Source organism: Verrucomicrobia bacterium S94, from assembly GCA_004299845.1.
In the GTDB taxonomy this organism is placed as follows: Bacteria; Verrucomicrobiota; Kiritimatiellia; order Kiritimatiellales; family Pontiellaceae; genus Pontiella.
On the sequence record CP036201.1, the window covers coordinates 3,076,656 to 3,098,490 of the forward strand.

Annotated in this window: 19 protein-coding genes and 1 pseudogene; 11 read left to right on the top strand and 9 right to left on the bottom strand. The window is 53.8% G+C overall.

All coding sequences use genetic code 11. The features are described 5' to 3' along the window. The first annotated feature begins 62 nt into the window (after window positions 1-62). Both EGM51_13455 and EGM51_13460 read left to right on the top strand, forming a co-directional pair. Window positions 63-1,232 (top strand): phosphopentomutase, encoded by a 1,170-nt coding sequence (locus EGM51_13455; GenBank protein QBG48348.1) that lies wholly within the window; start codon window positions 63-65, stop codon window positions 1,230-1,232. Between the two features lie 212 nt (window positions 1,233-1,444). Continuing rightward, on the top strand, window positions 1,445-2,032 hold the full coding sequence (locus tag EGM51_13460) for an ankyrin repeat domain-containing protein (protein ID QBG48349.1): 588 nt from the start codon (window positions 1,445-1,447) through the stop codon (window positions 2,030-2,032). Between the two features lie 38 nt (window positions 2,033-2,070). On the opposite strand, the gene EGM51_13465 is transcribed toward EGM51_13460, so the two are convergent. Further along, window positions 2,071-3,003 (bottom strand): radical SAM protein, encoded by a 933-nt coding sequence (locus EGM51_13465; GenBank protein ID QBG48350.1) that lies wholly within the window; start codon window positions 3,001-3,003, stop codon window positions 2,071-2,073. Between the two features lie 169 nt (window positions 3,004-3,172). Here EGM51_13465 and EGM51_13470 point away from each other — a divergent pair, with 169 nt between their 5' ends. Further along, window positions 3,173-4,570 (top strand): c-type cytochrome, encoded by a 1,398-nt coding sequence (locus tag EGM51_13470; GenBank protein ID QBG48351.1) that lies wholly within the window; start codon window positions 3,173-3,175, stop codon window positions 4,568-4,570. A 50-nt stretch (window positions 4,571-4,620) separates the two neighbouring features. Here the strand turns inward: EGM51_13470 and alaS are convergent, their stop codons facing one another. After that, window positions 4,621-7,278, bottom strand: coding sequence for an alanine--tRNA ligase (alaS, locus tag EGM51_13475; GenBank protein QBG48352.1), 2,658 nt, complete (start codon window positions 7,276-7,278; stop codon window positions 4,621-4,623). 173 nt (window positions 7,279-7,451) lie between these two features. Between alaS and EGM51_13480 the strand changes: the two genes are divergently transcribed. Next, window positions 7,452-8,414 (top strand): hypothetical protein, encoded by a 963-nt coding sequence (locus EGM51_13480; GenBank protein ID QBG48353.1) that lies wholly within the window; start codon window positions 7,452-7,454, stop codon window positions 8,412-8,414. Window positions 8,415-8,536: 122 nt separating this feature from the next. On the opposite strand, the gene EGM51_13485 is transcribed toward EGM51_13480, so the two are convergent. From EGM51_13485 to EGM51_13495, 3 genes are all read right to left on the bottom strand, one after another. Next, complete coding sequence (locus EGM51_13485) at window positions 8,537-8,758, bottom strand: hypothetical protein (protein ID QBG48354.1); 222 nt, start codon at window positions 8,756-8,758, stop codon at window positions 8,537-8,539. A gap of 122 nt (window positions 8,759-8,880) precedes the next feature. Beyond that, window positions 8,881-10,713, bottom strand: a complete 1,833-nt coding sequence (gene dnaG, locus EGM51_13490) for a DNA primase (GenBank protein ID QBG48355.1) — start codon at window positions 10,711-10,713, stop codon at window positions 8,881-8,883. Window positions 10,714-10,716: 3 nt separating this feature from the next. Next, window positions 10,717-11,439 carry a DUF4349 domain-containing protein gene (locus tag EGM51_13495; GenBank protein ID QBG48356.1) on the bottom strand — a complete coding sequence of 241 codons (723 nt, stop codon included), beginning with the start codon at window positions 11,437-11,439 and terminating at the stop codon, window positions 10,717-10,719. 143 nt (window positions 11,440-11,582) lie between these two features. Between EGM51_13495 and EGM51_13500 the strand changes: the two genes are divergently transcribed. Continuing rightward, window positions 11,583-11,891: a hypothetical protein gene (locus EGM51_13500; GenBank protein QBG48357.1), complete on the top strand. Its 309-nt coding sequence runs from the start codon at window positions 11,583-11,585 to the stop codon at window positions 11,889-11,891. Between the two features lie 23 nt (window positions 11,892-11,914). On the opposite strand, the gene EGM51_13505 is transcribed toward EGM51_13500, so the two are convergent. Next, a complete protein-coding gene (locus EGM51_13505; GenBank protein QBG48358.1) occupies window positions 11,915-12,487 on the bottom strand; it encodes a CvpA family protein in 573 nt (190 codons plus the stop codon). A gap of 253 nt (window positions 12,488-12,740) precedes the next feature. On the opposite strand from EGM51_13505, the gene EGM51_13510 reads away from it, so the two are divergent. From EGM51_13510 to EGM51_13525, 4 genes are all read left to right on the top strand, one after another. After that, window positions 12,741-15,455, top strand: a complete 2,715-nt coding sequence (locus EGM51_13510; protein QBG48359.1) for a hypothetical protein — start codon at window positions 12,741-12,743, stop codon at window positions 15,453-15,455. Window positions 15,456-15,458: 3 nt separating this feature from the next. Continuing rightward, window positions 15,459-15,854, top strand: a complete 396-nt coding sequence (locus tag EGM51_13515; protein QBG48360.1) for a hypothetical protein — start codon at window positions 15,459-15,461, stop codon at window positions 15,852-15,854. A 106-nt stretch (window positions 15,855-15,960) separates the two neighbouring features. Next, window positions 15,961-16,668 (top strand): anaerobic ribonucleoside-triphosphate reductase activating protein, encoded by a 708-nt coding sequence (locus EGM51_13520; protein ID QBG48361.1) that lies wholly within the window; start codon window positions 15,961-15,963, stop codon window positions 16,666-16,668. A gap of 39 nt (window positions 16,669-16,707) precedes the next feature. After that, on the top strand, window positions 16,708-17,160 hold the full coding sequence (locus tag EGM51_13525; GenBank protein QBG48362.1) for a site-specific DNA-methyltransferase: 453 nt from the start codon (window positions 16,708-16,710) through the stop codon (window positions 17,158-17,160). Here the strand turns inward: EGM51_13525 and EGM51_13530 are convergent. Then, a complete protein-coding gene (locus EGM51_13530; GenBank protein ID QBG48363.1) occupies window positions 17,137-18,144 on the bottom strand; it encodes an ISL3 family transposase in 1,008 nt (335 codons plus the stop codon). The two genes, EGM51_13525 and EGM51_13530, sit on opposite strands and share 24 nt — an antisense overlap. Window positions 18,145-18,441: 297 nt before the next feature. Between EGM51_13530 and EGM51_13535 the strand changes: the two are divergent. Further along, window positions 18,442-19,089 (top strand): annotated as a pseudogene (locus EGM51_13535) (site-specific DNA-methyltransferase). After that, window positions 19,090-20,502: a hypothetical protein gene (locus EGM51_13540; protein QBG48364.1), complete on the top strand. Its 1,413-nt coding sequence runs from the start codon at window positions 19,090-19,092 to the stop codon at window positions 20,500-20,502. 21 nt (window positions 20,503-20,523) lie between these two features. Here EGM51_13540 and EGM51_13545 read toward each other — a convergent pair whose 3' ends face one another. Then, complete coding sequence (locus EGM51_13545; GenBank protein ID QBG48365.1) at window positions 20,524-21,285, bottom strand: SDR family oxidoreductase; 762 nt, start codon at window positions 21,283-21,285, stop codon at window positions 20,524-20,526. A 20-nt stretch (window positions 21,286-21,305) separates the two neighbouring features. Then, window positions 21,306-21,821: a phospholipase gene (locus tag EGM51_13550; protein ID QBG48366.1), complete on the bottom strand. Its 516-nt coding sequence runs from the start codon at window positions 21,819-21,821 to the stop codon at window positions 21,306-21,308. Between the last annotated feature and the right edge of the window lie 14 nt (window positions 21,822-21,835).

Here is a 21,835-nt window from a genome sequence, read left to right on the forward strand (position 1 = left end):
CAAAAACAGGACTCCCCATTCCCCTTTCCAGCGGCTGAAAAAACCGATAGCTTAAATACCTTATGAAGGTAATTCTGATTGTACTCGATTCCGTAGGCATCGGCGCAGCTCCCGATGCAGCCGACTACGGCGACGCCGGAAGCGCAACGCTTCAGCACATCGGCAAGGCAGTCGGCGGACTCAACCTGCCCACCCTCGGAAAACTCGGTCTCGGGAATATCCGGCCAGATTTTCCCATCCCCGGAATTTCAGCCGTCAGACATCCAGTCGCCTCGTTCGGAATGATGGAAGAACAGTCAGTCGGAAAAGACACCATTACCGGTCACTGGGAAATCTGCGGACTGGAGATCAATCCCGGCTTCCACAATTTTCCCATGAATTTCCCGTCATTTCCGGTCGAACTGCTTAAAACCTTTGAAAAGGAAACGGGACGCCCAATCCTGGGAAACAAAGCCGCAAGCGGTATCGCGATTATCGAAGAGCTCGGAAAAGCACATATGAAAACCGGCGCCTGGATCGCCTATACCAGCGCGGATTCCGTGATGCAGCTGGCCGCCCATAACGATATTATTCCGCTCGACGAACTCTACCACGGCTGTGAAATTGCCCGTCGTTTGTGTGACCCGCTCAAAGTCGGCCGCGTCATTGCCCGGCCGTTCATCGGCAAACCCGGCGCCTTCCAGCGCACTGAAGACCGGCGCGACTATGCCTACACGCCCGAAGAACCGCTCATCACCGAACGCCTCACCGAAGCCGGCATTCCCGTTTACGCCGTCGGGAAAATTGAAGACATCGTCGCCCACCGCGGCATCACCGAAAGCATTCACTCCGGAAACACCGAAGAATCGCAGCAGGTGGTGGAACAATTTATGCAAAAACCGGGTGATGGACTGATCTTCGCCAATTTTATTGATTTCGACATGCTCTATGGCCATCGCCGTGATCCGCAAGGATATGCCGACGCCCTGAAACAGACTGATGAATGGCTCTCCGGTTTTCTTCCAACACTTGCAGACGACGATGTACTGATCATCACGGCCGATCATGGCAATGATCCAACCTTCAAAGGCACCGACCATACCCGCGAATATGTTCCCCTGCTTTCCCATTGCCGCGAACGCCCCGCCCGGAACCTCGGACACCGCAAAGGGTTTTATGACATTGCACAGACCCTCGCTTCACTCTTCAGCATCCCCGCCCTGCCCCGCGGAGCCGGCTTTTACCGCCACTGAACGCTCCTGAACAAATTCGCCGCAATTTCAATACACCCGTACAGAGCAAGGGTGCTCGAAGCCAGCATACGACGGGATGAGAAAACCGGTGCATTTCTCCGCCTCCTTCGAATCAGAAAAAAAATCCTATGCGTCCGGCAATGGGGAATTGCCCTTGCGTTGATCCACCGTCTGTGGTCCGATATTGATTTTACATTAACCAGGAAAAATCTATGAAACTGATCACACTTGTTCTCGCCGCACTGCTGCCGGTTGCTATCCTCGCCCAGACATCTTCCAACGCCGTTGAAACCATCTCCCAGCAGGAAGTCGTCGAGGCCGCCCTCTACGGAAAAATCGACACCATCAAAACCGCCCTGAAACAGGGCTTCGATGTCAACTCAACCGACCCGGACAACCGTACCCCGCTCATGTTTGCCGCCTTTAACGGCCACACTGAAATTGTGAAACTGCTGATTGCTTCCGGAGCCACGGTCGACGCCCAGGATACCACCGGCACCACCCCGCTCATGTTCGCAGCCAGTGCCCCCAACGGTAAAGACGCCGTAATGCTGTTGCTTAATGCCGGCGCGGAAATCAACAAGGTCGACAACAACGAACACTTCACCGCCCTCATGTGGGCCGCCGCAGAAGGTCAGCTTGAAAATGTTGAACTGCTCCTCGAAAAAGGGGCCGACTACGCGCTCGTCGATGTGGATGGCGATACCGCCGAATCATTCGCAGCAAAAGCGGGACACTATGCCGTCGCACGTCGCCTCAAACAGGTTGCAAAAAAAGACAAAGCCGCAGAAACAGAATAGATTCCGGGCCTGAAAATACTGCACCGATAAGTCCCGTATTAATCGGCGCAGAAGAAATGCACTTCGCCGTCATAGCGGCGCTCATGCAGCGATCCGATCGAAACCAGCTGCTTGAGGGTTTTAAACATTTTATCTTCGGCCAGATTAAGTTCTTCAGCCAGCTGGCTGCAGGTGGCCGGGTGGCGTTTAAGCAGGCTCACCAGAGCCGCTTCGCTGATATCCAGTGACTCAAAACCCTGTTTTTTGAATGACGCCGTCACCGAAGCAGTCGGGCCGAAAATTTCGGCAACCGCCTGCAGATGCTCTGCGGCAGAGGGTTTAACTGATGGATCAGCCGGCGGGCGAACCGCCGTATTGATATCGATCCGGTCCGGAGAAAGCGACCGCACCACTTCAGCAATTTTTTTTACATGGTCAAACTGCGAATTAACACCGTCGATAATGAAAACCTCCACCGACAGCTCACCGAGATATTCATGCCGAAAGGCCCGCTCCCCTTCCACAAGCAGTTCAAAATTAATCCCTTTTGCCGGACGGTGAATCTGCTGAAAACTCTCTTCATCCCAGGCACTCAACGTCACCTTCACCCGGTCAGCCAGCACCGCCTGTTCCCGCACATCGGGATCATGAAACTGCGTCCCGTTCGTCAGAAGAACGGACTGAATCTTCGTTTCCTCCTTCGTCCAGCAGAACACATCCCCGAAATGCGAATGCAATGTCGGCTCTCCGGAACCGGCCAACGTGATGTGATCCGCCCGCCCATCTTTCCGCTTCCATTGACCGAGCTCCCCAATCACATCCTGCATCGGCACGTAATTCCCCCGCTCGCTCACCGTACAGGGCGTTTCGCCCAGCTGACAGAAAGTGCAATCCATCGTACACGTTTTGAACGGAATAAGATCCACCCCCAGCGAACGGCCCAGACGGCGCGAAGGAACCGGCCCGAAAAGGTATTTAAAGTTTTTAGCCATCAAAAGCTCTCTTTAACATTTACTTCGCAACCGTTATAACAGCAGGATGTGTCACTATAGATGCATTCGTTCACTTTCGCGATGAAAAACCCGCCAGCAACGTGCCGGCATCGGCACCGCCGCATTTTTCCCATTGCCACCCGCCCCGCTTCCGGTTCATACTCCGATTATGAAACGATCGTTATTCATCAGTCTCCTTCTCTTCGTTGCGGCTGCATTCGGTGCCACAACCGAACAGCTGTATCAGAAACACTGCTCACACTGCCACGGTGCCCGCTTCCAGGGCGGAAGCGCTCAGAGTCTGGTCGACGGCATCTGGCAGTTCGGTGATGCCGACGGCGCCATCCAGCGCAACATCAAATTCGGTATCACTCACCTCGGCATGCCGGCCTACGAAAACACGCTGTCCGATAAAGAAATCAAGAATCTCGTCGCTTTTTTACGGAAAGCGGAATCCGCCGCCGAACCCGCCGCCCTGCCCCTTCCCACCTATCTCCAGACCCTGGACTATGAAATTGACGTAGCGGTTTTTGCCGAAGGACTCGACACGCCGTGGGACATCGCTTTTCTGAATAAAGATACCGCCCTGATCACCGAACGCTCGGGAAACCTTCGCGTATATGCAGACGGTCACCTTTTTTCCAAACCGGTGGAAGGCACCCCCGAAGTCGTTGCCGAAGGCCAGGGCGGGCTGCTCGCCGTCGCTTTCGATCCCGACTATACAGACGAAGACAACCAATGGGTCTATCTGGCCTACAGCCATGGTCTCGAAATCGGCCCCAACGGACGTAAGGCACCGGCCATGACCAAACTTATACGCGGCCGCATCAACGGCAACCTCTGGAAAGACGAGGAAGTTATTTTTGAAGCCCCGCACGAAACCTATCGTACCACCCGCCACCACTACGGCACCCGCATTGTTTTCGACCGGAATAAAGACCTCTACTTTTCCATCGGTGACCGCGGCACCGGCATGCATGCCCAGGACCCGGCGCGGCCCAATGGGAAAATACACCGTATTCACCGCGACGGAAAAATCCCGCGCGACAACCCCTTCCGCCGCACCAAAGGCGCCATAAAGTCGGTCTACAGCCTCGGCAACCGAAACCCGCAGGGGCTCGCTTTTCATCCCGAAACCGGCGAACTCTGGGCTTCCGAACACGGGCCGCTCGGCGGCGATGAAATCAACGTCATCGAATCCGGAAAAAACTACGGCTGGCCCGTCATTACTTACGGAAAAAACTACAACGGCACCATCATCACCGAACTCACACACCAGGAAGGCATGGAACAACCGATCTGGTACTGGAACCCCTCCACCGCCGTCTGCGGTATCGATTTCTATTCCGGCGATCTATTCCCGAAATGGAACAACAAACTGATCGTCGGATCGCTCAAATATGAAGATGTCCGTATCCTCAGCATTGAGGATCATCGGGTGATTCATGAAGAGGTAATTCTTAAAAACGCCGGCCGCGTCCGCGATGTCTGCTGCGGCCCCGACGGCGCAATCTACGTCGTTCTCAACGATCCGGGAACCATCCTCAAACTCACCCCGAAAAAATAAACCCGCTCCAAATCTGCAGCATGGCGCGGGTTCCGGAATCCGGCCGGTCTTTAACCAGCCATTTCATCGACCACTTTGGAGACCGCCTGAATCGCTTCGCCGATTTTGGAGGCATCTTTACCGCCGGCCTGAGCTTTATCGGGCTTGCCGCCGCCCCCGCCGCCGCAGATTTTCGCAACCTGTCCGATCAGCTTGCCGGCGTGAATACCTTTCGCCACAAGGTCCTCGGAAACACTGGCCGCCAGACAGGCTTTCCCTCCATTGGAGGAACCGATCACAATGACGGCACTGTCGATTTTCTGACGCAATCCATCGAGCACCTGGCGCAACGCATCCATCGGCATTTCACCGAGCTCGGCCGCCAGAACCTTCACCCCGCCGCTTTCCTTCACTTTACCCACCAGACCGTCCACATTGGCAACTGCCGCTTTGGTCTGCAGTTCCTTCAGTTGCTTTTCAACCGCTTTAATCTGCTCGGTCATCGCTTTAATACGCTCCGGCAGCTCCTGCGGTTTTACACTCAGACTCTGACTCAGGGTAGAAACCAGTTCATGTTCATTGGCCGACCAGTTCAGCGCGTCGAGACCGGTCACCGCTTCAATACGGCGGATGCCCGATGCCACGGACGATTCCGAAACAATACGGAACTGCCCGATATCACCGGTCATCTGAACATGTGTACCTCCGCAAAGCTCTTTACTGGTTTCACCAATGGAAACCACGCGGACCACATCCCCGTATTTATCGTCGAACACCGCCTGGATATCCGGTGCATTCTGGACATCGGCCAGTTTCATTTCAACCGTCTGCAGTTCCGTGTTTTTCATGATTTCATGATTCACCATCTGCTCGATCTGGCGGATCTGCTGCGGATTGAGTGCTTCAAAATGATTAAAATCGAACCGCAGATGGTTGTTGGCCACCAGCGAACCCGCCTGACGGATGTTCGGATCAACAATCCGGCGAAGAGCAGCATTAAGTAGATGCGTGGCGGTATGGTTCCGGCGCATCTGCCCACGACGGAAGCGGTCAACCGAAGCCATCACCGGAACACCTTTCATCGGCGCGCCGTATACCAGCTCACCCTTGTGCACAATAATCCCTTCCGGAGTTTTCTGCGTATCGGTCACCTTGAAGCCGAATTCATTCCCTTTAATTTCACCGTGATCGCCCTGCTGACCGCCGGATTCCGGATAGAACGGGGTTTCTTTCAGAATCAGAGTATGGTTGTCGAGCACCTCCGCCACAACCGTCTGGATCTGCGTAGTTTCGTACCCCAGAAACGGCGTTTCATCCACATCCAGCGTTTTATCTGAAGCCATCACCACCGATTTTTTCGCAGCATGATCGGCACGGGCGCGCTCACGCTGTTCATTCATCAGCTTTTCAAACCCTTCGCTGTCAATGCTCAGACCGGCCTCCCGGCCGAGCAGTTCCGTCAGATCGAGCGGAAAACCGTAGGTATCATAAAGCCGGAAAGCATCCTCTCCGGAAATACGGCCGCTCGATTTGTCAAGGGATTCAAAAACTTCCAGCCCTTTATCGAGCGTGCGGTTAAAGGAATCCTCCTCGGCTTTCAGTGTACGGCTCACACGGTCGCGGTTACTAACCAGTTCCGGGAATGCACCGCCGAAATGTTCAACAACAGTATCCGCCAGTTTATAAAAAAAGGGTTCCGTGAATCCGAGCGAACGGCCGTAGCGTACGGCGCGGCGCAGAATGCGGCGCAGCACATAACCCCGGCCTTCGTTCGAAGGAAGGATGCCGTCGGCAATTGAAAATGACAGACAGCGGATGTGATCGGCAATCACGCGGAACGCCACATCAACGGCTTCCTGTTCGGTCTGTTTCGCCGGATCTTTCGGAAGCGTACTCGTGTAGGATTTCCCGCTCATTTTTTCCAGCGTCTTGAAAATCGGTGTAAAGACGTCGGTTTCATAGTTGGAGATCACACCCGAAAAATCGGTGAAATTTTTCGTGCACTGGATAATCGAGCAGGCACGCTCAAACCCCATACCGGTATCCACATGCTGCGCCGGAAGCGGCGTGAACGTGCCGTCCGGATTGGCATTGAACTGAATAAAAACGAGGTTCCAGATTTCGATGCAGTCTGCACGATCGGCATTCACCATCTCCGCGCCGCAGTCCCCGTTCGGCGTGAGATCAACGTGCAGTTCGGAACATGGGCCGCATGGACCCGTGTCGCCCATCATCCAGAAATTGTCTTTGCGGTTACCCGGCACCACACGCTCCGGCGGAAGCAGTTTCAGCCACATTTCCTTTGCTTCCAGATCGGCTTCCGATATTTCATCCCCGCCGAAATAAGTGGCATACAGACGTTCCTGCGGAAAACCCCAGACTTTGGTAATCAGTTCAAACGACCAGTCGATGGCCTCCTGCTTAAAATAATCACCGAACGACCAGTTACCCAGCATCTCGAAAAATGTGTGGTGGTAGGTATCCAGACCGACATCGTCGAGATCGTTATGCTTCCCTCCGGCGCGAATGCATTTCTGAGTATCCGCCGCACGGCCCGGCGTATACGGACACTTCTGCTGGCCGAGGAAAATCGGAACAAACTGATTCATCCCGGCATTGGTGAACAGCAGATTCGGCGCATCCGGCAGCAGGCTGGCGGACTTTACGATCGTGTGCTGCTTCGATTCAAAAAAATCAAAAAACGACTGACGGATTTCATTGGATGTCATGGCATTACCTGCTTTCAAAATGAATACACCGAAATTTATCCGGCGGAAAAAGCGCACTTTATACTGATTGCATGCCGGATATGCAAGTAATGCCATGCCGGGAAAGGTCTAACGGAAAATTGAGTGTCGACCTGACTTGAATATCTATTGCCGGGTCGGCTATAGATAGCGGTATGAATGGAAAATTAATTTTACGGAATCTGCTCGGCACTGCGGGCCTGATCCTGCTTCTCTCCGGCTGTGACGGCGGAGCGCAGGACCCTGAAAGCATCTATACCAAGGGCCTGGCCCTCCTCGAAACCGATCAGGCACAGGCTGTGAAACTGCTGACTGCCGCCGCTGAAAGCGGTCATGCCGGAGCCATGATGGAGCTCAGCACCTGCTACACCTACGGGACCGGCGTTGAGCGGGATGAAGAAGTCGGATTCAGCTGGATCAAACGCGCGGCCGACGCCGGCTCATCAAAAGCTAAAGCCTATATCTCCATTTTCTATCTGCAGGGCATCGGCACTGTGCCGTCACCCGATACTGCGATCCAGCTGCTGGATGCAGAAGTTGAAGCTGGAAATATTGATGCCATGTCGATTATGGCCGGACTGCTCGAAATCGGAGCCGGCGTGGAAAAAAATCCGGTACGGGCTCTGCAGCTTCACCTGAAGCTCGCGGAAAACGGCAATGCTGATTCTATGTATTATGTGGGCCGTTGTTATGCAAAAGGCGAAGGCGGACTGGAAAAGAATGAAAAACTCGGTGCGGAATGGTATCAGAAGGCATCGGCAGCCGGCTCCATTGCAGGAACCGGTAAACTGGGTGCCTGTTATATGATGGGCAAAGGGGTTGCTCAGGATCTGGTCGCCGGCATCAGCCTCATTAAAAAAGCAGTCGAAGGCGGCGATCCGGATTCCATGCACAATCTCGGTGTCTGTTATGAACGGGGGCTGGGCGTACGGCAGGATATGGCCAAAGCCGTGGAATACTACCGGATGGGTGCAAATGCCGGATGTCCGGAAGCAATGTACAATCTTTCCATTTGCCTTTCTACGGGGAACGGCATTGCAAAAAATCCGGAAGAGGCCGCGATCTGGAAAACAAAATCCACCGAAAGCGGAACGCCGTTGCGCGGCCGCGAGAGCTGAGCCTTCTACTGTCTCTGTACAATCCTTTTACGAACGCTGCTCTGCGCCGTGTAGCGCTGTTATGATCCACGGCGCAGAACACCGTTTATCGGTGCAGTATATGTCCAGTCCCCGACATCCCATTAACCGAACAGGTTCCAGCTACCGACGGATGCGGTAGTGATCTCAATATTTGAGAGGGTAACGCCGAGAACTGCAATCAGCAGTCCGGTAACAAGAATCGCAACAAGAATCGGATGCCCCGGAAGTTCGCGCTCCGGTGTCTGGATATTGCGGGCAGTCACTTCAGGGCTGCCGGATGGATCAATAGGCTGAATGACTCTTTTCTGTCTACGGTTTTTCATTTTCTAATCTCCTGTTTCATTACAGTTTCTTTAACTGCATGAATAACGGGAGACCTGAAAAATTATTGTGCATCAAAATGCCGGATTATTTTCCGGACAGCCGGAATCGGCACCGCAGCCGGCTAAAATTCCACGTCTTTATGAAGACGGGCTTCAAGCATGGGCCGGGCTTCGCTCCACCCTTTGGAAAGGGCATGGAGATCGTGTTTGATGCGGGTGGTTTCTTTAAAGCGCTCTTCGTTGGTCATATCGGTACGACGCGCCAGCACCTGCTGTTCGCGCTCCAGTGCGCGTTTCCAGAACAGCAATACATATCGCTGTGCCAGCTCCACCGGCAGAGTTTCCTCATCAATTTTCCGCGATTCCTCCACCTGCACCTGACAGATAATTTTCTGCTCAGTCTCCGAAAATTCATGGAAGGCTTCGGTCAGTGTTTCCGGTGGATCAAGCATGAGCACTTCCACCAGTTTTCGGCAGGTCGGATCAGTAAGATGCTCCGGCGGCAGAAAATCGTGCACCAGCGGATGAACTTCCCGATAGTGATGCACCAGCAGCTCCAACAGCGCGGTCTCCTGACGCGGATAGGTTTTCTGCGGACGCGGAGGCGCCGCCGGCTCGTCCTCTGCCACTTTTCTCACCAGCTTTTTTTTCTGAGAATTCGCTCTGCGCAGCTCACTTGCAGCTACTTTAAAGTTCAACCCCAATGCTGTTAAGTCCTGCATCATTTTGTTTTTCCGAGCAGCACTGGGACTGCTGCCAATCAGTCCAATCGCCGCTTTCATAATTCTCATCTTCCCCGCTTCAGTGCCCATATTCTCAATTTCCATCAATCTCGAAATAAGAAATTTGGAAGCTTCAGGAGCATTTGAAACAAGATCCCGTATCACCTGAACGCCTTCTTTTCGGATCAGTGAATCGGGGTCTTCTTTTTCCGGCAGGGTAACTACGCGGACGCTCAGCTCATTGGCGATAAAAATTTCGGAAGAAGCCAGTGCGGCCTTCACGCCGGCTGCATCGGCATCCAGCACCAGCACCACTTCATCGGCATAACGCTTAATCATTTTGGCGTGATTGTCAGTGAGCGCGGTACCCTGCGAAGCCACCACATTATTCAGCCCCGCCTGGTGGCAGCGGATGGCATCAATCTGCCCTTCCACCACAATGGCCTGGCGGGATTCGACGATGGGTTTCCGCGCTTTATCAAAGCCGAACAGCACCCGGTTTTTTTTGAAAAGCAGAGTTTCGGGACTGTTTACATATTTCGCACTTTTTTCAGCCTTGTTCATAATGCGTCCGGAAAACCCGATTACCCGCCCCATCTGATCGCAGATAGGAAACATGACGCGGTTGCGGAAGCGATCATAAAAACTTTTTTTCCCGTTGCGGTCGGAAGCCACCACAAGACCGGCCGCTTCAAGCTGCTCATCGGCATAGCCCTTTTTCCTTGCCCGTGCACGCAGTTCCTCCCAGCCCTGCGGCGCATAACCGATCTGCCATTCCCGAATAATCTCCATCGGCAGATCACGCTCTTCCATGTAGCGCCGGGCCTCTGCGCCATCCGGACTGTCGGTCAGCATACGGTGATAAAATGCGGCGGCATCGGCATGCAGTTTGAACAGCACATCTTTATTACCGCTTTTATCGGGTTGTCCTCCCTCATACACAATTTCCACGCCGACCCGTTCGGCCAGAATATTCACCGCCGTCACAAAATCGACCTTTTCGTAGTCCATCACAAACTTAAAGACATCACCGCCCGTGCCGCAACCGAAGCAGTGAAAAATCTGACGGGCGTCGTTGACCGTGAACGACGGTGTTTTTTCCTTATGAAACGGGCAGCAGCATTTATAGGTCGAACCGCGGCGGCGCAGTTCGGGCAGATAGGCCCCCACCACCTCCACGATATTACACCGTGCACGGATTTCCTCGATCTGCTCTTTGGGAATCATGGCCATAATTTATTGCTGCTCGTAGGTCTCGTCCTTCCAGACAAACAATTTGGTGACACACCATTCGGCCCCCTTCCATACATAACCGAGCGGTCCGAGCACTTTTTCATGTTTCAGGGCCTTCAACTGAATGGTCAGTGATGCATAATCGACTTTTCCCTTCATTGCTTCAAGGCGCGCAGCCATCGAATCAATATCCGCCTGCAGACGCGTCAGTTCCTTTTCAATCGCCAGTACATCTTTCACTTCATCCGCACGATCCAGCAGTTTCTGCAGCCGGTCCCGCAGCTTTTTCTTGGTTTCGAGACGGGCCTGCATATCGATATACTGTTCGGTCACATCCTGCGAAGAAAGGCTTTTCTCTGTGACATCGCCGAAACTGTCCATTGAGTCCAGCAGCGTTTCGAGCCGGTCAGCAGGAATACGCACCACCATCGTAGCAGTCGGGCGATTGCTGTAATCATAACGGCTCGACGATTCAACATAACCGCCGACGGCTTTGATCTGCGCCGTAATCTGCGCGGCCGCATTGGTGATGCTCACCACATCCATGGAAATGGAGCCGGTCCAGATCAGCATCTGTTCCGGCAGATCTGCCCCACCGGTTTCCGGAAGAAATCCTGCGCGTGATTTTTCCGCGGAAAAACCGCCCCCGTACTCTGCTGAACGATAACTATGGCATCCCGTTAAAAGGGTTGCGGAAATAAAAAGAAACAAGGTGTGCTTGAGCATGACAGTTCTCCGGAATGAAAGCTGACTATAGACATACCGGAACCTTTTATCCCCCTCAATCCCGCACACCGGAATTCTGCATCCGATAAATGACTGGCATGAAAATCGCTATTTATTCTACCCTTTCTAACTAAGGGGAACGCATGCATTTACCAAAACCGGGAAAACCAGACAACGAACGCTTCATCCACGAAGCGTTTGACGGGCAGATGCGTGCCCGCTGGAAAAAAGGCATCACTATCCGGCGCAATGTCTATCTGGGCCTGTTTATTGTCGGAATGTTCTGCATGCTTTTCACGGCATTTACAGCACGCACCACCCTCTGTATTCTTTCACTTGCCCTGGCCATCATCTCTCTGGTGGTTATGACCAAATACGACACCCAGCTCCATTTCCTGAAAATCCTGCAGATGCGGGAAACGCAGAAAGACAAAGAACCGGATTACTCCTGAATCCGGCCGGTTCCGGCAGCATATTACATCTCCACTTCACTTCCCGCCTCTTCCCGACGGAGCAGTTCCGCTTTCCACTCCCGGATTTTATTTTCATAAAGCGCAGTTAAGCGGGGCTGAACACGCGGAACCAGTTTGTAGCAGACGGTTTTTCCGACATATGACTTTATCCGCAGTTTGTCATACGCCGCCCCCGTACGGTCAATCATCACCAGAACAATCAACGCAATCAGCCCGAACATCGCTCCGTGGACCAGCCCCAGCACGGCTCCCCAGGCGGCATCGGCCGTCTCGGATGCATTCGCTTTCAGCACCGCTGCCAGAATTTTACTCAGCAGCACAAAAATTCCGACCGCCGCCAGCAACAGCAGACACAGCAGAATCCACATCAGATATGTTTCCTCCAGATTCCGGAAAATCCGACCGAAATATGCAAAGCAGTACGGATAGGCAAAAAAGAGCAGTGCGCCCACAGCAATAAACGTGATGACATGAGCCACCTGTGCGGAAAAGCCCTTCTGCAGTCCATTCCACGCAAACAGACCCACAATCAGCACATAGGCTGCATCAATTAAACTTAACCAGTCGGGCAACATAAAGCCTCCTCGCTTCAAATAAAAACAGAAATGTTTAACCCCGTTATACTAGCAAGTTCAGAGCCAGTCCAATACCCAAAATCAAAAACACCTGTTTTTATTGGGCATTTAGCTTTTTTATGATTTAACCACAATATGTGGTATAGCCTACTTGACAGGTATACATACTATTGCGTAATTTACAGATTCGAAATTACGTAGAAACTGATCCATCAGTGCATTAACACACACAACATCCAGGGGGTATAAAATCATGTCGGGGGAAAGACCGAATATCATTTTTGACGGTTTCCAGAAACGTTCAGGGCTCATTGTTCCATTCAGCGGGCAGAAAATCGAGCGGGCCATAGACCGCGCCGTTGAAGACGTAGCAAGAAAACAGGGAATTCCGAAAAACGAGGGACTGGCTTCCAAAGTCACCGGCCAGGTACTGCAGCAGCTGGCTAATTCCGCCAGTGAATTTTATGTTCATCCCGACGAAAACGGCAAACGCATTCCGAAAATTGAAGATGTGCAGGATCTGGTTGAAATCGTACTGGCGGAACAGGGCGAAACCCTCGTTGTCGCAGCCTACAAGCGCTATCGCAAACAGCGCGAAATTGCACGGCGCAACATCCGGGTTCGCGGAACCGATACCGGCAACGTGGATGTCACCGACGCCGCCCTCCTTCTCGTCGAATCCTCTTCAAAAAACGTCAATCTGCCCTGGGACCGCAAACGTATCGTAAAGCAGATTCTCGACAAAACCGATCTCTCGGTTGAAATTGCCATCAGCGTCGCCAAAGCCGTTGAAAACCGCATCATCGGCGGCGATATGACTATTATTTCCACCGCGCTCATCCGCGAACTGGTCAACAACGAACTGACGGAACGCGGCTATGCCCACCAGCTGCGCGATCTCTCACTTTACCGCGTATCCAAAGATTATCTTGAAAGTCTGATGTTCACCAAATCCACGGAAAACTCGAACATTGTGAACAACAACCCGGAAGCCGTGAATCTGGGCATTGCCGAACTCGTACTGAAACAGTGGGCGCTCGACACCATCTTCAGCCCGGAAGTGAAGCGGGCCCACGACACCGGTGCCATTCACGTACACGACCTCGGCTATCCGACACGGGTCTACTGCTCGTCCCACTCCATCGAATACGTCAAGAAATACGGCCTCAATGGACTGATCAACCTCAACACCTCGTCCAACCCCGCACGCTCGGCCTCCGTACTGACCGGCCACCTCAACACCTTCCTCGCCTCCATGCAGGCCAACTATGCCGGTGCCCTAGGCATCGCCTACATTAACATTTTCTATGCCCCGTTCCTTGTCGGTATGGACGAAAAACAGCTCAAGCAGGTTGCGCAGGAACTGATTTTCAACGGCTCTCAGAATGCCTTCTCCCGCGGCGGACAAACCCTGTTCCTCGATTTCAACATCCATTCCGGAGTTCCGTCCTACCTGAAAACCGTCCCGGCCATCGGCCCCGGCGGTCACTACCAGCTCCGCCTCAAAGACGGCTCCATTGCCGAACTCACCGAAGAGCTGCGCGATGAAACCGACGCCGGCGGCAACCGGCTGATGGATCTGTATTATGACGATCCGGAACTGGGAAAACGCCTGGTGCTGCGCGAAATATCCGATGAAAAAGAAGGCACCGTCTATGACCCCGACGTCGCAGCCATGCTCGCCGAAAACGGCGAAGCCATCGTAACCTACGGCGACTACACCCGGGAAGCACAGGAATTCTGCCGCGCCCTGCTGCAGGTTTTCGGCGAAGGCGACGCCCACGGCCGGATCTTTGAATTCCCCAAATGCGATTTCCACGTATCCAGCGAAACCTTCGAAGATCCCGCACAGTTCGAGATTTTCAAGGAAGCCTGTGAACTCGCCTCGAAAAACGGCTCCACCTATTTCATTTTCGATCGCGATGAAGTCACCCTGTCCGCCTGCTGCCGGCTGCGCACCACCATCGACGACAACCGCATGCTCAAGCATCCCGAAAGTATGCGCTTCTGCGGCTTCCAGAACGTGACCATCAATATTCCGCAGGCCTCCTACCGCGCGGCCCGCTCCGGCGGTGATATTGTGCAGAATTTCTACACCGAGCTCGACCGCACCATGGAACTTGCCGTTGAAGCCCATCTGCAGAAAAAACGCAAAGCCGCCGAAATGCTTTCGGGTCCCGGCCATCCGCTCTGGCAGATTGGAAAAACCGCCAACGACGGAAAACCCTATGTGGACCTCGAAAACTGCACCTACATCCTCGGCCTGATCGGTGTAAACGACGCCGTCCGATTCCTGATCGGCCAGGAACTCCATGAAAGCCGCGAAGCCCAGCGCTTCGGGCTCAAAATCGTAGCGCATATGTACCACAAAGCGAAAAAACTCGCGGCGAAACACAACCTTAAATTCACGCTGGAGGAATCCCCCGCCGAATCCGCCGCACGCCGTCTGGCCAAATCCGACCTGGTTTATTTCTCCGAGGAAGCAAAAGAGATCGTCAAAGGCCCGGAGGACGCGGAATACTACACCAACTCCATCCATCTCGCTGCGGAAGCCGATGTCTCGCTGGTCGACCGCATCACCGAACAGGCCAAATACCACAGCATGATCGAATCCGGTGCCATTACCCACTGCTTCATCGGCGAGGAACGGCCGGACGCCGAATCCATCGCCCACCTCATGAGCGAAGTATTCCACCGCACCCAGTCCGCACAGGTCTGCATCTCGCCGGAATTCACCTTCTGCGATAACTGCCAGCACCAGACCCGCGGACTGCTCGAACAGTGCCCGGAATGCGGTTCCACCGACGTCGTCGGCGAAACCCGCGTGGTCGGATACTTCAGCAAAGTGCAGAACTGGAACAAATCCAAACGCTACGGCGAGCTGCTCGCCCGCCACGCCGGCAAATACAACATCATTGAGGCTGATGCCGAAAATAAGACACTTGTAACACCAGAACAGGGGAAATAAGTCATGGCTGCAAACTATCAGATCCGTGTATTCGGAAAAGAGGGCTGCGATAAATGCCACACGCTCAACCAGCGCCTCGATAAACTGCTCAGCAAAAAAGATTATGCCGACTTCGAAAAGTGCTACTTCGACGTCGAGACCATCGACGGCCTCGTTGCCTTTTCCGAAGCCGAATGCATCAATCCCTCCCGCATCCCGGCAATGCTCATTACCCGCTGGAACGAAGAAGAAAACGATTATGTTCCGGTCGAAACCGCCAATCCCGGCGCAGTCGACCCCGTCTGCAGAAAAGCCCGGCTCTACCAGTATGTCGGCCTGCAGACCGATTACTCAGAGCAGGGGAAAGGCATTCTTTCGCCCAAAATGATCCAGGCGGTTTTAGCCGAGGTACAACCCTGAACCGTTCTTTCACCCGGCCCGCCGGACGTATCGACTACCTTCCCTCAGATCGTCCGGCGGGCCTTTTCAGCAATGTAAAATGCCTTCAAATCACAGGTTTTAACACATGCACCCATCATCGATATATGCCTATCTCGAGAAGCCGTCCATGGTCGACTTCCCCGGAAAATTCGCCGCCGTCTTTTTCACCAGCGGATGCAACTTTATGTGCGGCTTCTGCCACAACGCCTCGCTCATGGGCCGGAAACGTCCCGGCATCAACTGGGAAGCCATGGAACTCGCCTGCAGAAAATTCAAAACACACTGGGTCAACGGCGCTGTGATCACCGGCGGCGAACCCACCCTTGCAGACGATCTGCCCGAACTGATCGAACTCATGAAAAGACACGGCTTTTCCGTAAAACTCGACACCAACGGCTCCAACCCCGGAAAACTGCGTGAAGTGCTTCCCCTGGTCGACTACGTGGCCATGGACGTCAAAACCGGCCTCTCAGACTATGACCGCCTGGTACAATTCCCGAATCTTTCCAACATCAGCGAATCCATCGAACTCATCAAAGCCCAAGCCAAAGACTACGAATTCCGCACCACCGTCATCGAAACCTGGCATACCGATGAACTGATGGACGAAGTGGCGGAAATCATCGACGGATCCAAACGCTTTGCCCTCCAGGCCTTCATCCCGCGCGACAACCTGCCCGACAAAAAATTCACCCTCCTCCCCCGGACCCCGCCTCCCGCCTCAACGAACTCAAGGACCGGATGGCCGGCTGCGCCGACGAAATCCTCCTGCGCGGGGCGTAAGGCCGGGTGAGACCGCCGAACTGACCCAGGCGCGCCCGGCGGTCGCGCCCTGCCGCACGGCGACGGAACCGATGGAAACCTGATTGTGCAGGGCGACAATCTGCACTCCCTCAAAGCCCTGTTGCCGAAATATGCCGGACGCGTTAAATGCATCTATATCGACCCGCCCTACAACACCGGCAACGAAGGCTGGATCTATAACGACAAAGTCAATTCCCCCGAAATCAACCGCTGGCTCGGCCAGACTGTCGGCAAAGAGGCCGAAGACCTCTCCCGCCACGACAAATGGCTCTGCATGATGTATTCCCGCCTCGTCCTCCTCAAACAGTTCCTCTCCGACGACGGCGCCATCTTCGTCTCTATCGACGATAACGAAGTTGCTTCGTTACGGTTTTTGATGGATGAGATTTTTGGGCAACGAAATTTCGTGGAAACTATCATTTGGCAGAAAAACTGGTTCTTCTCGGAAGAGCGTCTTTTAGGGGCTTCGCCTTGTCGATAGATTTGGCAGATCGTAGATCTTCAGATGAAGGTAGCGTTCGTCGCGGTAGCCGTAGGCCTGCCGTGTCAGCCATCCGATCTTGTTGTTGAAGCCTTCCTGGCTGGCGCTGGTGAGGCAGCCGTGGTTCCAGTAGGCCGGCAGGCCGTTCATTCGTTGCCGGATTGTTTTGGCCATGGTTTTCAGGCAGGCAATGCCGGATTCTTCGGCCATGGCGCACCATTTCTCAAATGCCAACTTTGCGATGCTTGCCCCCGGAGCCATCCGATAAATATTGCGCAGGTATTCTTTCATGGCGGAGGCGGTACCGAGTTCTTCAAAGCGTTCGCGCAGTTCACCAAGTTCCTCTTTAGCCTCTGGTGAAAGGGATTCCTCGTTGCGCAGCAACAGGAAACGCTTGCCTTTGAGTTCCTTTTTCTGATCGTCCTCCAGCCGGTTCATGGTGCTGCGGAGAAGGGTGTTAAGCTTGTCGTTCATTAATTTGATGACATGGAAGCGGTCGTAGACAATGTCGGCGTCGGGCAGCACCTCGGCGACCCACGCGCTGTAGGAGTTGGCCATATCGATGGCAACGGCCTTGATCTGCTTCGCCTTGCGTTTGATCCGCTTGCGGAACTTCTTGAGCGCATCGCCGCCTTTGCCCTTTCCGATGAAGAGCACCGAGCCCGAGTCGAGGTCTCGCACAACAGTAATGTAGCCGAGCCGTTTGCCGAGATAGACTTCATCGATACCCAGATAGGCGACCTCATTGAGGCGCACCCTCTTATATTTCTTTTCCAACCAGGCTTTTTCGATGTTCTTGATCGTCTCCCAGTGCAGGCCGGTGAACTGTGAAACCGCCGAAATCGACATTTCCGCCCGGAGAGCCAAGACAAACCGCGCCGCCCATTTGGTGTAACGCACGTACGGATCGGGACAGAACGCGACCGGCTCACGGCTCGATGTACCGCATGTCCGGCACTTGACGCGGCGGATGGCAATGCGCATCAGCGTTTTTTAAACCGATACAAAGACCCCGGATGTCGCGGGTCTTTCCGGTCTCCGCCAGCGAAGTGTCCCAGGACCGGCATTGCGGGCATGGTTGTTGTCTGGCGGAGGAGCGAAGGTAGTAGATCTCGGTGTCGGCGGTGCGTTCAGTCTTTTCATAGTTGAACCCAACGATGCCTTGGGTATGGTACAGCGAGCTGGTTGTCATTCGTTTTCCTTTCTTTTGTGTAGGAGCTTTAGAAGGAAACGACAACCAGCTGTTTATTTCAACTCAAGACGCTCTTCCGTGAAGAGGCAAAAAACTACGCACCCAAAGCTTCCGCGAAGTACTTCTCAGAAGCACACGATTACATTGCCGTTTACAAAAGTACAAACGAATGGAACAGGAACCTTATTCCTCGATCTGAAAAACAGAACAAAAATTATACGAATCGCGACAACGATCCCCGAGGGCCATGGCGCCCAAATAATTTAGCGGCAAGAAACTATTACAGTAAAGGAACATACTCGATCACCTGTCCTTCGGGGAGAGTAATTGAAGGTCCTCCTTCTGGCTCATATTGGCGTGTTTCAGAAGACAAATTCTGGGAACTTGATCGCGACGGAAGAATTTGGTGGGGGAAAGATGGAAACAACGTGCCCGCACCTAAAATTTTTCTGAGCGAAGTCAAAGATGGTGTTGTCCCAATGAGTTTATGGTCATACGAGGAGGTTGGTCATACACAAGAAGCAAAAAAGAATCTGCTGGATATCATGGATTTCGAATCCTCCGAGGATGTTTTCATCACCCCCAAACCGACGCGCTTAATCGAACGCATTCTACAGATTGCTTCCGACAAGGATTCCATCATCCTCGACAGTTTTGCGGGGAGCGGCACGACGGGACACGCGGTGCTGAAACAGAATGCGGCGGACGGCGGAAACCGTAAATTTATTCTGATGTAGATGGAGGAGCAGATTGCGGCTGAAATTACGGCGGAACGGGTGCGGCGCGTGGCGCAGGGCTTTACAGATGCCAAAGGCCGGAAAGTTCCCGGCCTCGGCGGCGGCTTTCAGTTCTGCCGCCTGAGCGATGAGCCGCTGTTCAGCGATCTGACCGAAGAACAGAAAAATGAGCTGCTCAAGGATGCGGATGGCACCCTCCCCTTTTCGCTGGCCAATGCACTGCGGTTGCGGCGGCCGTTTGTGATTGTGGACGAAGCGCATAACAGCCGCACGGAACTGGCCTTTGATACGCTGGCCAAATTTAAACCGGCGGGCATTATGGAACTGACCGCCACACCGGACACACAGAAAACACCCAGCAATGTGCTGCACGCCGTTTCGGCAGTGGAGCTGAAACGCGAACAGATGATCAAACTCCCGATTGAGCTGGAGGTGGAACCCGACGAACAGCGCTGCCTGGCCCTGGCCATTGATCAGCGCGAACAGTTGAATCAGGCGGCGATTCAGGAGCAGCGCAAAGGCCGGTCCTATATCCGCCCGCTGGTACTGATTCAGTCGGAGCCGAAGTCAAGAAACAGAGAAACCCGACATGCGGAATGGGTGAAAAATGAGCTGATGACCAATCAGAATATTCCCGAAGAGGAAATTGTGATTGCCACCGGAAGCGAGCGCGGACTTGAAGCGCTGGAAGAAAAATATGCCGGCGGCATTTTTTCTGAAAAATGTCCGGTAAAATTTGTGATTACCCAGAAGGCGCTGGCTGAGGGCTGGGACTGCGCATTTGCCTATGTGCTGGTCAGTATGGCCGGCATTCGCAGTGCTACGGCGGAGGAACAGCTGCTGGGACGTATTCTTCGGCAGCCCCGGGCGGAACACCGAACCACCGAAGCGCTCAACCGTTCGTATGCGTTTGTGGTTTCGCACGATTTCGGAGAAACCGCCGCCGCCCTGCGCGACAGCCTCGTGAAGACCGCCGGCTTCAACCGGCACGATGCCGCGGAATTTGTCGCCGCCCTTAAACCCGAACAGGCCCGCCTTGACCTTTCCCGGGGACGCATCCGCTTTACGCCGGTGGAGGTTAAAGTTTCTGAAGAACTGAACCTTTCCGCCATCTCCCGGCCGACCCGTCGGAAACTGAACTGGAATAAAAAGAGTAAAACGCTGATGTTTACGGCTCCGCTGAGCGAAGCCTCCTTTTTCCTGCAGACGGCCACCAGAAAATTTTATCCCGATTTTGTCTGTAAACTGAAGGATGGCCGCATTCTCATCGTGGAATACAAAGGAGCTGATCGCTGGAAAAATGCAGAACCCGACCGGCTGGTCGGCCAGCTCTGGGAAGAGCTGAGCGACGGCAGCGGCCTTTTCGTGATGATAACGGAAAAACGCTGGGGGGATATTCGTGCGAAATTCTGAACAATCCGTTTTAGACAGACATCAGGGATAATCCTGGCGGGTCGGACGGACGACGATGTCGCTGATGTTGATATGCGGCGGCAGTGAAATGATATGATGAATCGCATCGGCGATATCACCGCAGTTCGGCAAAGGCCCGAATTTTTCGTGAAAACTGTCGACCAGTTCGTCGCTGTAGTTTGCGACCGCCTGAAATCCGCTGATCACAATACCGGGCTGCACCAGGGAAACGCGGACGCCCTGAGGGCCGACATCGCGGCGCAGGGCCTCGGCCAGCGCATGAACCGCAAATTTTGTTGCCCCGTAGACTGCACTGAAGGGCGAAATATGGCGGCCGACCACTGAACCGATAATGACAATATCGGCGGCTGATTCCGGAAACGCGGCTTTCTGATTCTCAACCATACGTTGCGCCGCTTTCTGAATCAGATAGGTCGTGCCGGTGATATTAATATCGATCAGATTCTTCAACTGCGTGAGATCAGCCTCTCTGACGGCACCGCTCAGCCCGCGGCCTGCGTTGGCCACCACGATATCCGCTTCGCGGCCGAAGGTGTCGAAGGCGGCGGCAAACAACCTGTCGATGACATCAGGTTTCGATGCATCGCCGTTCACCCCGTGGAATCCGGCACCGAATTCCTGTTCCAGCGTTTCCAGTTTTTCAGCGGTTCGTCCACAGCCCACCACCTGCATGTCGTCTGCAATAAATTTGCGCACAGTTGCTTCGCCGATGCCGGATGTGACTCCGGTTACAATCGCTATACGTTTTCTGTTTTCCGTCATGTCCGTCTCCTTATGTTTATTCATACAATCGGATCTGCGCAGTAGTCGCGCCGCTGGCAGGCATCGCACATCGCCCCCATCCAGATTCCGTCGAACTGATTCATGATACCTTCAAGTAACTGCGGTTCTTCGGTAACAATGCCGGATTCAAAGTTCCGGCGTTCGGAACTTTTTGCGCCCATGCCGGCCCCGGTGAGATTGGCGGAACCAAGGTAGGCCGTGCGACCATCAACGACAATGGTTTTGAGATGTACACGCGGGCAGATGTTGCGCTCCAGTCCCTGAATGAGATTCGGATAGTTGTCGAAATCGCGCCGGAAATTTTCTCCCGGTTCTTTGGCATGCAGCAGACGTATGCTAACTCCATGGTTTACCAGATCGGAAAGAAGACCGAGAAACGGTCGAAAGTTTCCGCCGTCGGAAACATGCATATCTTTGATGTCGGCGGTAGCGATCCAGATGTATCTTTCCGCCCCGGGAATGAGCCCCTGAATGACTTCTTCATAAATTTCCCGATCGTGGAGTAAACGTGTCATACAGGAAACCGCCG

What these genes read in the sequence shown, in the direction of transcription:
- EGM51_13455 (QBG48348.1), top strand. Translation starts at nt 63, where the DNA reads ATGAAGGTAATTCTGATTGTACTCGATTCCGTAGGCATCGGCGCAGCT.
- EGM51_13460 (QBG48349.1), top strand. Translation starts at nt 1,445, where the DNA reads ATGAAACTGATCACACTTGTTCTCGCCGCACTGCTGCCGGTTGCTATC.
- EGM51_13465 (QBG48350.1), bottom strand. Translation starts at nt 3,003, where the DNA reads ATGGCTAAAAACTTTAAATACCTTTTCGGGCCGGTTCCTTCGCGCCGT.
- EGM51_13470 (QBG48351.1), top strand. Translation starts at nt 3,173, where the DNA reads ATGAAACGATCGTTATTCATCAGTCTCCTTCTCTTCGTTGCGGCTGCA.
- alaS (QBG48352.1), bottom strand. Translation starts at nt 7,278, where the DNA reads ATGACATCCAATGAAATCCGTCAGTCGTTTTTTGATTTTTTTGAATCG.
- EGM51_13480 (QBG48353.1), top strand. Translation starts at nt 7,452, where the DNA reads ATGAATGGAAAATTAATTTTACGGAATCTGCTCGGCACTGCGGGCCTG.
- EGM51_13485 (QBG48354.1), bottom strand. Translation starts at nt 8,758, where the DNA reads ATGAAAAACCGTAGACAGAAAAGAGTCATTCAGCCTATTGATCCATCC.
- dnaG (QBG48355.1), bottom strand. Translation starts at nt 10,713, where the DNA reads ATGGCCATGATTCCCAAAGAGCAGATCGAGGAAATCCGTGCACGGTGT.
- EGM51_13495 (QBG48356.1), bottom strand. Translation starts at nt 11,439, where the DNA reads ATGCTCAAGCACACCTTGTTTCTTTTTATTTCCGCAACCCTTTTAACG.
- EGM51_13500 (QBG48357.1), top strand. Translation starts at nt 11,583, where the DNA reads ATGCATTTACCAAAACCGGGAAAACCAGACAACGAACGCTTCATCCAC.
- EGM51_13505 (QBG48358.1), bottom strand. Translation starts at nt 12,487, where the DNA reads ATGTTGCCCGACTGGTTAAGTTTAATTGATGCAGCCTATGTGCTGATT.
- EGM51_13510 (QBG48359.1), top strand. Translation starts at nt 12,741, where the DNA reads ATGTCGGGGGAAAGACCGAATATCATTTTTGACGGTTTCCAGAAACGT.
- EGM51_13515 (QBG48360.1), top strand. Translation starts at nt 15,459, where the DNA reads ATGGCTGCAAACTATCAGATCCGTGTATTCGGAAAAGAGGGCTGCGAT.
- EGM51_13520 (QBG48361.1), top strand. Translation starts at nt 15,961, where the DNA reads ATGCACCCATCATCGATATATGCCTATCTCGAGAAGCCGTCCATGGTC.
- EGM51_13530 (QBG48363.1), bottom strand. Translation starts at nt 18,144, where the DNA reads ATGCGCATTGCCATCCGCCGCGTCAAGTGCCGGACATGCGGTACATCG.
- EGM51_13540 (QBG48364.1), top strand. Translation starts at nt 19,090, where the DNA reads ATGGAGGAGCAGATTGCGGCTGAAATTACGGCGGAACGGGTGCGGCGC.
- EGM51_13545 (QBG48365.1), bottom strand. Translation starts at nt 21,285, where the DNA reads ATGACGGAAAACAGAAAACGTATAGCGATTGTAACCGGAGTCACATCC.
- EGM51_13550 (QBG48366.1), bottom strand. Translation starts at nt 21,821, where the DNA reads ATGACACGTTTACTCCACGATCGGGAAATTTATGAAGAAGTCATTCAG.